Here is a 13,640-nt window from a genome sequence, read left to right as displayed (position 1 = left end):
CAAAGATTAACCATTGGGTGACAAAATGCCTGACTCCTCGCAACTCGTAATCGGCGCCGACCTCGCAGGCCAGCAGATTGCTCAGGCCATGCGCCTGGCGAACCGCCACGGACTGGTCGCCGGCGCCACCGGTACCGGTAAAACCGTCACCTTGCAGCGTTTGGCCGAGGCGTTCAGTGACGCCGGGGTGGCGGTGTTTGCCGCTGACATCAAGGGCGATCTGTGTGGTCTCGGGGCTGCCGGTAATCCGCAAGGCAAGGTTGCCGAGCGTATCGCCGGGATGCCGTGGCTCAATTACAAGGCGCAGGCTTATCCGGTGACCTTGTGGGATATCCACGGCGAGTCCGGTCATCCGCTGCGCACCACACTGAGCGAAATGGGCCCGCTGCTGATCGGCAGTCTGCTGGAGCTGACCGACAGTCAGCAGTCGGCGCTCTACGCAGCCTTTAAGGTCGCCGACCGCGAAGGCCTTTTGCTGCTGGACCTGAAAGACCTGAAGGCGCTGCTCAATCACCTCAAGGACAACCCGCAACTGCTGGGCGAAGACGCGGCGCTGATGACCACTGGTTCCAGTCAGGCGCTGTTGCGCCGTCTGGCGATCCTTGAGCAGCAGGGCGCCGAAGCCTTGTTCGGCGAACCAGCGCTGCAACTCGAAGACATTCTGCAGCCGACCGCCGATGGCCGTGGGCGCATCCACTTGCTCGACGCCAGTCGCCTGGTGCACGAGGCGCCGAAGGTCTACGCGACGTTCCTGTTGTGGCTGCTGGCCGAGCTGTTCGAGCAGTTGCCGGAGCGCGGCGATGCCGACAAACCCCTGCTGGCGTTGTTTTTTGATGAGGCGCATTTGTTGTTCGGCGATACACCGAAGGCCTTGCAGGAGCGACTTGAACAAGTGGTGCGCCTGATCCGTTCCAAAGGCGTTGGTGTGTATTTCGTCACGCAATCGCCGGCGGACTTGCCGGATGACGTGCTGGCGCAGCTCGGCCTGCGCATCCAGCATGGCTTGCGCGCCTTTACCGCCAAAGAACAGAAATCCCTGCGCGCGGTGGCGGACGGCTTCCGGCCGAATCCAGCGTTCGACAGTTTGTCGGTGTTGACTGAACTGGGGATTGGCGAGGCCTTGGTCGGTACGTTGACCGAAAAAGGCACGCCGGAGATGGTCCAGCGCGTGCTGGTCGCACCGCCGCAATCGCGAATCGGGCCGTTGACCGAGACCGAGCGTACGGTGTTGATCGCCGGCTCACCGTTCAAGGGCCGCTACGACAAGCCGATCGATCGGGAGTCTGCGTATGAAATTCTGATGGGGCGCAAAGGCCTGGCGCCTGAGGCTGAGGCACCCGCCGGCAAGCCGGCCGTCGAAGAGCCGAGTCTTGCCGACAGGGCAGGGGAGTTCCTGGGTACTGCCGCCGGGCAGGCGCTGAAGTCGGCCATGCGTCAGGCTGCCAATAACCTTGGCAAACAACTGGTGCGCGGCTTGATGGGCTCTTTACTCGGTGGCAGCAAACGCCGCTAAAAGCAAAGATCGCAGCCTGCGGCAGCTCCTACAGAAGAATTGCGTTTCATCTGTAGGAACTGCCGCAGGCTGCGATCTTTTGATTTTTCTTCAGGTTTTGTCTTTGGCGTGCGCCGCCAAGCGCTCCAGCGCCGCACGCAACCCCGGATCACTGATCCCGTCCGCCGTCGCCTGAATCGTCGCCGCCGCATCCGTCGACAAATCCATCGTGTGCCCGACCGCTCCACGCTGCACCGTCGGGGGCTGCACCTTGAACAGAATCCGCGTCAGACTGGCGAACTCGTCAAACATCTGCAATTGCCGCTGCAGGCGTTTTTGCTGGTAGCGCAGGCGTGTGGCCCAGTGGCCATCAGTGACGATCAGCAACAGACTGCCTTCGCGCCACGAGGCGACATGGCAGTGTTCGCGGGCGGCAGGTTGCAGTTGGCTTTCGAGCAGGCGTTGCAAATGCCCCAATCGTTGGGCATGGCCGAGGATGGCTTTGAGCGGCTTGGCTTCGCGCAGGAGAACGGCGGGTGCTCTGGCCGTAAGAGGGCGGAATGCCATGATTGAACACCTGAAGTAACAGAAACGCCATGGTAGCAGAAAGGCCGAAATCACTCGCCCATTGCTTTTGCCCCCGCTTTACCCATTAAATCAACGACTAACTTCTGCCTTGTATGACTTGAAGTTGAGCAAAACGCCCCTATTTTAAGTGAGCCCCGTCAAAGCGCAGTGCCAGCATCGTGGAACATCGCCACTTTCCTCACTTCCGTTTCCGGGTAGAATGCTCGTTCGCATGCGGCCATGAGGGCTGCACGGGCGACGCTCACGGGGCCGCCCTCCATCCCTTTAGTGTGGAAGATCCTGCCGATATGTTTGCGCCTTTGTTAAAGAAACTTTTTGGAAGCAAGAACGAGCGTGAAGTCAAACGCATGCTCAAGACGGTGCAGCTCGTCAATGCCTTCGAAGAGCAAATGGTGGCCCTTTCGGACGATCAATTGCGCGCCAAGACCGCTGAGTTCAAGGCCCGCATCGCCAAGGGGGAAACCCTCGACAAGCTGCTGCCAGAAGCCTTCGCGGTTGCCCGCGAAGCCGGCAAGCGCATCATGGGTATGCGCCACTTTGACGTACAGCTCGTCGGTGGCATGACCTTGCACGAAGGCAAGATCGCCGAAATGCGCACCGGTGAGGGTAAAACCCTCGTAGCGACCCTGGGTGTTTACCTCAACGCATTGTCCGGCAAGGGCGTGCACGTTGTGACGGTGAACGACTACCTGGCGCGTCGTGACGCCAACTGGATGCGCCCACTGTATGAATTCCTCGGCCTGACCGTCGGCGTCGTGACGCCGTTCCAGCCGCCGGAAGAGAAGCGTCTGGCCTACGCCGCCGACATCACCTACGGCACCAACAACGAATTCGGTTTCGACTACCTGCGCGACAACATGGCGTTCAGCATGGAAGAAAAATTCCAGCGCGAACTCAACTTTGCCGTGATCGACGAAGTCGACTCCATCCTTATCGACGAAGCGCGTACCCCGCTGATCATCTCCGGTCAGGCCGAGGACAGCTCCAAGCTGTACATGGAGATCAATAAACTGATCCCGCAGCTGGAACTGCACGTTGAAGAAGTCGAAGGCGAAGTCACCAAGGCCGGCCATTACACCGTTGACGAGAAGACCCGTCAGGTCGAACTCAATGAAGCCGGTCACCAGTTCATCGAAGACATGCTCACCCGCGTCGGCCTGCTGGCTGAAGGCGAGAGCCTGTACTCGGCGCATAACCTGGGCCTGCTGACCCACGTGTATGCCGGTCTGCGTGCGCACAAGCTGTTCAACCGCAACATCGAATACATCGTGCAGGACGGCCAGGTCGTGCTGGTCGACGAACACACCGGTCGTACCATGCCGGGTCGTCGTCTGTCCGAAGGCCTGCACCAGGCCATCGAAGCCAAGGAAGGCCTGAACATCCAGGCCGAGAGCCAGACCCTGGCGTCGACCACGTTCCAGAACTACTTCCGTCTGTACACCAAGCTGTCCGGCATGACCGGTACCGCCGACACCGAAGCGTTCGAATTCCACCAGATCTACGGTCTGGAAGTGATGGTCATTCCGCCGAACAAACCGTTGGCGCGTAAAGACTTCAACGACCTGGTGTTCCTCACCGCCGAAGAGAAATACGCGGCGATCGTTACGGACATCAAGGAAAGCATGGCTGCCGGTCGTCCGGTGCTGGTGGGTACTGCCACCATCGAAACTTCCGAGCACATGTCCGCGTTGCTCGTGAAGGAAGGCATTGAACACAAGGTTCTCAACGCCAAGTTCCACGAAAAAGAAGCCGAGATCATCGCGCAGGCCGGTCGTCCGGGCGCACTGACCATCGCCACCAACATGGCCGGTCGTGGTACCGACATCCTGTTGGGCGGTAACTGGGAAGTTGAAGTCGCCTCGCTGGAAGATCCGACCCCTGAGCAGATCGCCCAGATCAAGGCCGACTGGCAGAAGCGTCACCAGCAAGTGCTGGAATCCGGTGGTTTGCAGGTGATCGCGTCCGAGCGTCACGAATCGCGCCGTATCGACAACCAGCTGCGTGGCCGTGCCGGTCGCCAGGGTGACGCTGGTTCCAGCCGCTTCTACCTGTCGCTGGAAGACAGCCTGATGCGCATCTTCGCCTCTGACCGGGTGAAGAACTTCATGAAAGCCCTGGGCATGCAGCCGGGCGAAGCGATCGAGCACCGCATGGTGACCAACGCGATCGAGAAGGCGCAGCGCAAGGTTGAAGGCCGCAACTTCGACATCCGTAAGCAACTGCTCGAGTTCGACGACGTCAACAACGAACAGCGTAAAGTGATCTATCACATGCGTAACACGTTGCTGGCCGCTGACAACATCGGTGAAACCATCGCCGACTTCCGTCAGGACGTGCTCAACGCCACCGTCAGCGCGCACATTCCGCCGCAATCGCTGCCAGAGCAGTGGGACGTGGCAGGTCTGGAAGCCTCGATTGCCAGCGACTTCGGCGTGACACTGCCGATTCAGCAATGGCTCGACGAAGACGATCACCTGTACGAAGAAACTCTGCGCGAGAAGCTCATGACCGAGCTGATGGCGGCGTACAACGAGAAAGAAGATCAGGCCGGTGCCGACGCACTGCGCTCGTTCGAGAAACAAATCGTACTGCGCGTACTGGACGACCTGTGGAAAGACCACCTGTCGACCATGGATCACCTGCGTCACGGTATCCACTTGCGTGGCTACGCTCAGAAGAACCCGAAGCAGGAATACAAGCGCGAGTCGTTCACGCTGTTCTCCGAGCTGCTCGATTCAATCAAGCGCGACTCGATCCGTGTGCTGTCGCACGTTCAGGTGCGCCGCGAAGATCCGGAGGCCGAAGAGCAACGTCTGCGTCAGGAAGCCGAAGCACTGGCCGCGCGCATGCAGTTCGAACACGCCGAAGCGCCGGGTCTGGAGCAACCGGAAGTACTGGGTGAAGAGGTTGATGTAGCCCTCGCCACCGCACCGGTTCGCAACGATCAGAAGCTGGGCCGCAACGAACTGTGCTACTGCGGTTCGGGCAAGAAATTCAAGCATTGCCACGGGCAGATCCAGTAAAACCCGTTTCAACTGCTGAAATACCCGCGCCGCGACCGGCTCCTGCCGTCGCGGCGTTTTGCCATTTAAACCACCGTCACTGCGCGTGGCGGTGCTGACATCATTGAGTAAGGAGCGCATTCATGGCTGTTGGTCTTGGTCCTTTGCCAACGTTGCACCCGGTTGCCGGTTTTGAACTCGGTATCGCCTCGGCCGGCATCAAGCGCCCCGGGCGCAAAGATGTCGTTGTGATGCGCTGCGCCGAAGGTTCGACCGTGGCGGGCGTGTTCACCTTGAACGCCTTTTGCGCCGCGCCGGTGATCCTGGCGAAAAAACGCGTGCAGAACGCTGTGCGCTACCTGCTGACCAACACCGGCAACGCCAACGCCGGGACCGGCGAGCCGGGTCTGGCCGCTGCCGAGCGCACCACCGCCAGACTGGCCGAGCTGACCGGTGTCGATGCGAGCCAGATTCTGCCGTACTCCACCGGCGTGATCGGCGAGCCACTGCCGGTCGAGAAGATCGAAGGCGCCCTGCAAGCCGCGCTGGATGATCTGTCGGAAAACAACTGGGAAGCCGCCGCCACCGGCATCATGACCACCGATACCCTGCCGAAGGGCGCCAGCCGCCAGTTCGAGCATGACGGCGTCACCATCACCGTCACCGGTATCAGCAAAGGCGCCGGCATGATCCGCCCGAACATGGCGACCATGCTTGGCTACATCGCTACCGACGCCAAGGTCTCCCGCGAAGTCCTGCACAACCTGATGCTCGACGGCGCCAACAAGTCGTTCAACCGCATCACCATCGACGGCGACACCTCGACCAACGACTGCTGCATGCTGATCGCCACGGGCAAGGCTGCGCTGCCGGAAATCACCCGCGCTGAAGGCGAGTTGTTCGCCAAGTTGAAGCAAGCAGTGTTCGAAGTGTGCATGGACGTGGCCCAGGCCATCGTGCGTGACGGCGAAGGCGCGACCAAGTTCGTCACCGTTGAAGTGAATGGCGGCGGCAACCATCAGGAATGCCTGGACGTTGGCTACACCGTGGCGCACTCGCCGCTGATCAAGACCGCGCTGTTCGCTTCTGACCCGAACTGGGGCCGTATCCTCGCCGCTGTCGGCCGTGCCGGCGTGCCGGATCTGGACGTGAGCAAGATCGACGTGTTCCTCGGTGACGTGTGCATCGCCAGCCGTGGCGCCCGTGCGGCGACCTACACTGAAGCCCAGGGTTCGGCGGTGATGCAGCAGGAAGAGATCACCATCCGTATCGAGTTGGGTCGCGGCAATTGCAGCGAAACCATCTGGACCACCGACCTGTCGCATGAATACGTGAAGATCAACGCCGAATACCGCACTTGATCTAACCTGAGACCGAGTCGATGCCATCGCGAGCAGGCTCACTCCTACAGTGGTTTTGTAAACGCCACAGATCACCTGTAGGAGTGAGCCTGCTCGCGATGGCGACCCATCAGGCACCAAAAATTCTGGCCTGATTCTCCTGACGAAAAGGCGCCACACCCATGTCCCTGCACCTGATCATCGGCGACAAACTGCTTTCCTCCTGGTCTCTGCGCGCCGCCCTGGCGCTCGAACTGACCGGCGCACCCTACAGCGAAGAACTGATCAAACTCGGCAAGCCCGACACCCGCGCGCTGCTGCTCAAGCATTCGCCGACCGCCAAGGTCCCGCTGCTGCAAACCGCGCGCGGCACCGTCGCCGATTCGCTGGCCATCGCCGAATACCTCGCCGAACAGTTCCCGTCCGAGCAGCTGTGGCCGAGCGATATCTTTGCCCGTGCCCAGGCGCGATCCGCCTGCGCCCAAATGCACAGCGGCTTCTTCGCCATGCGCAATCACATGCCGTTCAACCTCAACCATGACGCACCGCTGAACCCGGTACCGCCGGAAGTGAAGGTTGATATCGAGCGCATGCTCGCGCTGTGGGCCGAGTGCCGTGCCGCGGCCACCGAAAGCGGCCCCTATCTCTTTGGTCGTGTGAGTCTGGCCGATGCCTTCTTCGCGCCGATCGCCGTGCGTCTGCGCACTTATCAGGTGAAGCTGCCGGCCGCCGACGAAGCCTATGTTGAAACCGTCTACCAATGGCCAGCCTTCAAGGCATGGCAACAGGCTGGACTGGAGGAGTTGAATCCGTGAAACGTGTACACGTCGCCGCTGCGGTCATTCGTGACGACAGCGGCAAAATCCTCATCGCCCGCCGCGCTGACACCCAGCATCAGGGCGGTCTGTGGGAGTTTCCCGGGGGCAAGGTCGAGGCTGACGAGTCGGTCGAAACTGCGCTGGCCCGGGAGCTGCACGAAGAGCTGGGTATCGTCGTTGGCGCCGCCCGACCGCTGATCAAGGTGCGTCACGATTACCCGGACAAGCAAGTGTTGCTGGATGTCTGGGAAGTGTCGGCATTCACCGGCGAGCCGCATGGTGCCGAAGGCCAGCCATTGGCCTGGGTCACGGCGAAAGAACTGGCGAACTACGAGTTCCCGGCAGCCAATCAGCCGATAGTGGCGGCAGCGCGTTTGCCGGCCGAATACCTGATCACCCCGGAAGATCTGGAAACCCCGGCGTTGCTGCGCGGTATCCAGAAGGCGATTGCCGGCGGGATCAAGTTGATTCAGCTGCGTGCGCCGAATGGCTATGACCCCAAGTATCGCGATCTGGCGGTCGATGCGGCCGGCCTGTGCGCGGGCAAGGCGCAGTTGATGATCAAAGGGCCCTTCGAATGGCTCGGCGATTTCCCGTCTGCCGGATGGCACATCACCTCCGCACAATTGCGTAAATACGCAGCGGCGGGGCGTCCATTGCCGACGGAGCGCTGGTTGGCGGCGTCGTGCCACAACGCTGAAGAACTGGCGTTGGCCGAGCAGATGGGCGTGGATTTCGTCACGCTGTCGCCGGTGCAGCCGACCCTGACGCACCCGGATGCGCAGCCATTGGGCTGGGAGCAGGCTGAGGCGTTGATTGAAGGTTTCAGTAAACCGGTGTTTCTGTTGGGCGGGGTTGGCCCGGCGGAACGGGACAAGGCCTGGAATGTTGGCGCGCAGGGTGTCGCGGGGATTCGCGCGTTCTGGCCTGATTCTCTGTAACGGCTGCTGGCCTCTTCGCGAGCAAGCTCGCTCCCACATTTGACTGCATTCCAACTGGATGAACCCAATCAACTGTGGGAGCGAGCTTGCTCGCGAAGGCGGCCTGTCAGGCGCTACTTTTCTGCAGGTTTTGCCGCCGGCTGCCAAAGAATCTCCGCAATCCCCTGCCGCCGCGCAATCAACCGCGCCGCCACAAACAACAAATCCGACAACCGATTGATATACGCCAGCCCAACCCCGGCCAACGGTTCCAGCGCATTCAAATGCTGACAGCGGCGCTCGGCACTCCTTGCCAGACTCCGGCAGACATGGGCCTGGGCAATCAGCATCGACCCGCCCGGTAAAATGAAATTCTCCAGCGGCCCCAGCTCTTCATTCCACACATCGATCGCAGTTTCCAGTCGCTCGATTTCCGCTGCATTCAACGCCTGATATTCCGGCATCGCCAGCTCACCACCGAGATCGAACAGCCGATGCTGACAAGGCGCCAACACCTCGATCAGTTCATTCAACCTCGGATATATGTCGCGCTCGACCAGCAACCCGGCCAGCAATACACCGACCTGACTGTTCAGCGTATCGACCTCACCAATCGCCTCGATGCGCGGGTGATCCTTGGGCACGCGGCGTCCATCGCCCAGGCCGGTTTCACCTTTGTCGCCGGTGCGGGTGTAGATTTTCGACAGGCGAAAGCCCATGGGTTACCTCGATAATTGATTGGTTTCGGCAGCGATGGGCAGCGGTTGCGTCAACGGCAGGCGCAAGGTGAAACAGGTGCCCTGGCCCGGTGCTGACTGCACTTCCATCTGTCCTTTGTGATTGTTGGTAATGATGAAATACGACACCGACAAGCCAAGCCCGGTGCCCTGACCGATTTCCTTGGTGGTGAAGAACGGCTCGAAGGTGCGCTTGCGCACGTTCTCGCTCATGCCGATGCCGTTATCCTCGACCTGAATTTCAGCCCATGGCGGATTGAGCCTGGTGCGCAGGATGATCCGCCCCGGTTCGCTGTCATCTTCACGCTGGTGGATCGCTTGCGCGGCGTTTTTCAGCAGGTTGAGCAGCACTTGCTCAAGCTCGTTGGCGGTGCCCGGCACCGGACCGAGCGCCGGGTCGAACTGGCGGATGATCGCTTGCCCCTTGAAGTCGAAACCGATGGCCAGATCGAAGTCGTTGCCGGCGATTTCCACCGCTTGATCGATCAGTGCCGGCAGATCGCACGGCGCCATTTGCCGGGTACTGCGACGGCTGAAGCTGAGCATGTGCGTGACAATTTTCGCCGCGCGGGCGCCGGCCTGTTGAATGCCATCGAGCAGTTGCGGCACTTCCCGGCCTTGCAGGTAGCGGTTCACGGTGTCCAGTTCGATGCCCAATTGCTCGGCGGTTTCGAGGTTTTTCGGCAGATCGGCGGACAAGCGTCGACGGATGTTCTGCACGTTGTGCAGGATCGCCCCCAGCGGGTTATTGATTTCGTGGGCCATGCCAGCGGCGAGGCCACCGACCGAGAGCATTTTTTCCGACTGCACCATCATTTCTTCCAGCGACAGACGCTGGGTGATGTCGTCGATACGGATCACCACGCCACGCCCGGCGCCGCCCATCAATGGATAGAACGTCAGCGCGTAATGCTTCGGTTCTTCATCCTTGAACCACGTCACTCGCTCGATTTTCGCCACGGTGTGCTGCTCGACGGTCTGCTTGAGTTGCGGCAAAAACGGCTTGAGCGGTTCGAAGGCAAGGAAGATCGGCTGGTTCAGCGCTTCGTCCAGTCGCGTGCCGGAGAGGGCGCTGGCCTCCTGGTTCCATTGTGTGACGTAGAGCTGCTCGTCGAGGGCGATCAGCGCCGAGGGCATCGAGTCGATGATGCTGTTGAGGTAGTTCTGGAAACCGGTGAGCTTCTTCTCGATCTTGCTGCGCACCTGGACTTCCAGTTCCAGCTTGCGGTTGGTGTGGCGGGTTTCCTCGGCCAGCCCCTGGGCCTGATCGTAGGCGGCTTGCGAGTCATCGCGGGCACGCTTGAGCTGCTGCTCGCGGGCTTCGATGCGCGACAGCATGGTGTTGAACGCTTCGGCGAGGCTGCCGATTTCGTCATGATTGCCGCGTGAAGCGCGCAGGGCGTAGTTCTCCTCGCGGGTCACCTGGCGCGACAATTCCTCGAGTTGATGAATCGGCCGGGTGATCAGGCGTTTGATCTGCCGGGCAATTACCAGCCACAGCAACACGCTGAAAATCAGGATGCCAAGGCTTGCGGTCAGGGTGCCGGTGTAGAACGCCATCGGCAGCTCGCTGCTGGCCACCAGCAACAGATGGCCCGGCGCAGTGCCGGGGCGGGGCAGGGTGATCAACTGATTGCTGCGAAATTCGGTCAGTTGCCACGCTTCGATGTGCCGATAGCGTTCCGGCAGGCTGAGTTTGTCGCCGCGCTGGACTTGCGCCAGGCGTTCGCCCTTGCCGTCATACAGCGCAGCGGCGCGCAGTGGTGAATAACTGTCGAGTTCTTTGAGCAGGCGCTCGGCGCTTTGCGGTGATTGCAGGGCTTCACTGACCAGACTGGGGTTGGAAATCAGTCGGCCGATGGTCTGCAAGGCCTGCGGCGCCATGCTTTCCTGGGAGATGTAATAGGCGGCGCTGATAAAGGTCAGGTTGGCGACCAGCAGGACCGTGGTCAACAGCACCAGCAAGGCGGCCAGCAGTTTCTGGCCGACTGGCAGGTTTTCGAGGCGCTGGCGCAATGGCATCAGTTTTTTCACAGCAAAGGAACAAGTGGCCAGCGTAGCCGCTGCTCAGTCGCTGGGCAATCCAAGGCTGTGCAGGTGAGTGACCAGGCGCTGCTGCAATTGATTGAGGTGCGGCAGGTTCAACTGGTGGCGCGCGGCGACTTTGCAGGCGTGGCCCAACAGATAGCTGATCTCGGTACGGCGCTGATTGGCGACATCCTGATACATCGACGAGTAATTGGCCGCGGTGGCGTGGATGACTCGCTCGACTTCCTGTTGCAGATTGTTGGCGGCGGCGGGTTGGCCGCAACGCTCCAGCAACTCAGCGAGTTCGGCGCACAGGGTGGCGACTTCGCAATGGTGTTCCAGCAAGCCACCGTTGCGGCAATGGTGCAGCACGGTCAGTGGATTGATCGCACAGTTGAGCGCCAGTTTGCGCCACAAGCGCGTGAGGATATCGGTGCTCCATTCGTGGGGGATCTTTGCCGCGTCGAGATCGTCCAGCCAGATCGGCGCGACCGGATGACCGGCGTCGCCTAGCCAAGTGAAACCGTGGCCGGCAAACACAACGCGCCAGTCGCCATCGCGAAACGCACCTTCAGTGCTGGAGGCGCTGATGCAGCGCGCCTGGGGAACCTGCGTGGCCACAGCGTCCTGGCTGCCGAGGCCGTTTTGCAACAGGATCAGCTCGGCGTCGGCGCTCAGGCGCGGGGCGAGGCGGGCGACAGCGCTTTCAGCGTCGTAGGCCTTGCACGCAACCAGCAAGCGGCGAATCGGATCGGCGCTGTCCGGTGTCTCGCCGGGAACCGCGTAGGTGCTCTCCACGCCTTGCTCGACCAGCGTCAAGCCACCTGCTGCCTCATAGCTGCACAAGCGCTCGGTGTCACGCACGATCAATCTGACCGGCAAACCGGCTCGAGCCAGGCGCGTGGCCCACAGCGTGCCGAGACTGCCGGCACCCAGTACATGCCAGGTGGTGGCCATCAGTTTTTTGCTCGATTGCGTACAGGCATGTGCGGCTCGCCGTGTCGGTAGGAAAAGACCCGTTATAATGAGCCCGATTTTAACCGCAAGCCAAGCGCGCTCCATCGACATCGAGCGCGCCTTTTTATTGGAGAGATTACATGCCGTCGTTCGACGTGGTATCCGAACTGGACAAACACGAACTCACCAACGCGGTCGAGAACGCCGTGAAGGAACTCGATCGTCGTTATGACCTGAAAGGCAAAGGCAGCTTCGAGTTCAAGGAAAAGGACCTCACCGTCAGCCTGACCGCTGAAGCCGGGTTCCAGCTGGAAGCGATGATCGAAATCCTCAAGCTGGCGCTGGTCAAGCGCAAGATCGACGTGCAGTGCCTTGAGGTCAAGGACGCTTATGCATCGGGCAAGCTGATGAAGCAGGACGCCATCCTCAAGGAAGGCATCGACAAAGAGCTGGCGAAGAAAATCGTCGGCCACATCAAGGATGCCAAGCTCAAAGTGCAGGCCGCCATTCAGGGTGAGCAAGTACGCGTGACCGGCAAGAAGCGTGATGACCTGCAAGAAGCCATCGCGGCACTGCGGGCCAAAGAGTTCGGCATGCCTCTGCAGTTCAACAACTTCCGCGACTAAGCTCGGTCAGATGATCTGTGGGAGCGAGCTTGCTCGCGAAGGCGGTGTGTCAGTCAACTCATTGCTGAATGACACGGCGCCTTCGCGAGCAGGCTCGCTCCCACATTGATTTTGTGTACCCCCGGCGGTTTTCTGCCGCTTATTTTTCGCGTGCCGAATGGCCGGAAATCAGGAGATAGAACATGGATTTGAATGCTGAGGTGGACAACCTGGTCAAGGCATCCCAGGCGTGGATCCCGATGATCATGGAATACGGCAGCCGCGTGCTGCTGGCAGTGATTACGCTGGCCATCGGCTGGTGGCTGATCAACAAGGTCACGCAAAAACTCGGTGGTCTGTTGGCCCTGCGTAACGCCGATCTGGCGCTGCAAGGTTTTATCAGCAGCCTGGCGAACATCATTCTCAAAGTGCTGCTGATTGTCAGCGTCGCTTCGATGATCGGTGTTGAAACCACCTCCTTCGTTGCAGCGATCGGTGCGGCCGGTCTGGCGATCGGTCTGGCGTTGCAGGGCAGCCTGGCGAACTTCGCCGGCGGCGTGCTGATTCTGCTGTTCCGTCCGTTCCGTATCGGTGACTGGATCGAAGCGCAAGGCGTGTCGGGTACAGTCGACAGCATCCAGATTTTCCACACCGTGCTGCGTACTGGCGACAACAAAACCATCATCGTGCCAAACGGCAACCTGTCGAACGGCATAATTACCAACACCAACCGTCAGCCGACTCGCAAGGTTGTATTCGATGTCGGTGTGGATTACGAAGCCGATCTGCAGAAGGCTCGTCAGGTGCTGCTGGATCTGGCCAAGGATGAGCGCGTGTTGCAGGATCCGGCGCCACAGGCCGTGATTTCGACCTTGGGCGACAGTTCGATCACTGTTTCGCTGCGTGTGTGGGTTAAAACTGCAGATTACTGGGACGTGATGTTCATGTTTAACGAACAGTCGCGTGACCGTTTAAAAACTGCCGGCATTGATATTCCTTTTCCACAACGGGTGATTCGTGTGGTTCAGGAATCGGCAACACAATGATAGGTTGCTAATTAATTGCCTGACTTATCGGTCAGGCAACTATTGCAAGTGACAGGCAATAAAAAAGGCCCATCGCAAGATGGGCCTTTTTTTATGCTTCCAAACTA

11 protein-coding genes are annotated in these 13,640 nt (G+C 60.2%); 7 read left to right on the top strand and 4 right to left on the bottom strand.

The window, feature by feature from the left end:
• The first annotated feature begins 25 nt into the window (after positions 1 to 25).
• Positions 26 to 1,513 (top strand): helicase HerA-like domain-containing protein, encoded by a 1,488-nt coding sequence (locus FGA82_RS05690; RefSeq protein ID WP_141126326.1) that lies wholly within the window; start codon positions 26 to 28, stop codon positions 1,511 to 1,513.
• A 90-nt stretch (positions 1,514 to 1,603) separates the two neighbouring features.
• Here the strand turns inward: FGA82_RS05690 and FGA82_RS05685 are convergent, their stop codons facing one another.
• Positions 1,604 to 2,059, bottom strand: coding sequence for a DUF721 domain-containing protein (locus FGA82_RS05685; protein ID WP_141126325.1), 456 nt, complete (start codon positions 2,057 to 2,059; stop codon positions 1,604 to 1,606).
• A gap of 308 nt (positions 2,060 to 2,367) precedes the next feature.
• On the opposite strand from FGA82_RS05685, the gene secA reads away from it, so the two are divergent.
• The 4 genes from secA to FGA82_RS05665 all read left to right on the top strand — a co-directional run bounded on the left by secA (position 2,368) and on the right by FGA82_RS05665 (position 8,181).
• The gene (gene secA, locus FGA82_RS05680; protein WP_141126324.1) at positions 2,368 to 5,103 is read left to right on the top strand and encodes a preprotein translocase subunit SecA; all 2,736 of its coding nucleotides are present in this window, start codon (positions 2,368 to 2,370) and stop codon (positions 5,101 to 5,103) included.
• A gap of 122 nt (positions 5,104 to 5,225) precedes the next feature.
• Entirely contained in the window at positions 5,226 to 6,443 is a 1,218-nt protein-coding gene (gene argJ / locus FGA82_RS05675) for a bifunctional glutamate N-acetyltransferase/amino-acid acetyltransferase ArgJ (protein ID WP_141126323.1), read from the top strand.
• 161 nt (positions 6,444 to 6,604) lie between these two features.
• Entirely contained in the window at positions 6,605 to 7,237 is a 633-nt protein-coding gene (locus tag FGA82_RS05670; protein WP_141126322.1) for a glutathione S-transferase family protein, read from the top strand.
• Positions 7,234 to 8,181: a Nudix family hydrolase gene (locus tag FGA82_RS05665; protein ID WP_141126321.1), complete on the top strand. Its 948-nt coding sequence runs from the start codon at positions 7,234 to 7,236 to the stop codon at positions 8,179 to 8,181. The genes FGA82_RS05670 and FGA82_RS05665 overlap by 4 nt, the downstream gene beginning before the upstream one ends.
• Positions 8,182 to 8,294: 113 nt before the next feature.
• Here the strand turns inward: FGA82_RS05665 and FGA82_RS05660 are convergent, their stop codons facing one another.
• From FGA82_RS05660 to FGA82_RS05650, 3 genes are read right to left on the bottom strand one after another with little or no spacing between them, the layout of a single operon-like run.
• Positions 8,295 to 8,879: a cob(I)yrinic acid a,c-diamide adenosyltransferase gene (locus FGA82_RS05660; protein WP_141126320.1), complete on the bottom strand. Its 585-nt coding sequence runs from the start codon at positions 8,877 to 8,879 to the stop codon at positions 8,295 to 8,297.
• Positions 8,880 to 8,882: 3 nt separating this feature from the next.
• Positions 8,883 to 10,919, bottom strand: coding sequence for a sensor histidine kinase (locus FGA82_RS05655; protein WP_141126319.1), 2,037 nt, complete (start codon positions 10,917 to 10,919; stop codon positions 8,883 to 8,885).
• 45 nt (positions 10,920 to 10,964) lie between these two features.
• A complete protein-coding gene (locus FGA82_RS05650) occupies positions 10,965 to 11,882 on the bottom strand; it encodes a putative 2-dehydropantoate 2-reductase (RefSeq protein WP_141126318.1) in 918 nt (305 codons plus the stop codon).
• 140 nt (positions 11,883 to 12,022) lie between these two features.
• Between FGA82_RS05650 and FGA82_RS05645 the strand changes: the two genes are divergently transcribed.
• Together FGA82_RS05645 and FGA82_RS05640 are read left to right on the top strand one after the other, a co-directional pair.
• Entirely contained in the window at positions 12,023 to 12,508 is a 486-nt protein-coding gene (locus FGA82_RS05645) for a YajQ family cyclic di-GMP-binding protein (RefSeq protein ID WP_008080210.1), read from the top strand.
• Positions 12,509 to 12,690: 182 nt separating this feature from the next.
• A complete protein-coding gene (locus tag FGA82_RS05640) occupies positions 12,691 to 13,533 on the top strand; it encodes a mechanosensitive ion channel family protein (RefSeq protein ID WP_034153426.1) in 843 nt (280 codons plus the stop codon).
• Positions 13,534 to 13,640: the final 107 nt, after the last annotated feature.

The sequence above is a fragment of the Pseudomonas fluorescens genome (assembly GCF_005938625.1).
GTDB lineage: Bacteria > Pseudomonadota > Gammaproteobacteria > Pseudomonadales > Pseudomonadaceae > Aquipseudomonas > Aquipseudomonas fluorescens_BD.
This window is presented reverse-complemented; position numbering and strand designations above follow the sequence as displayed.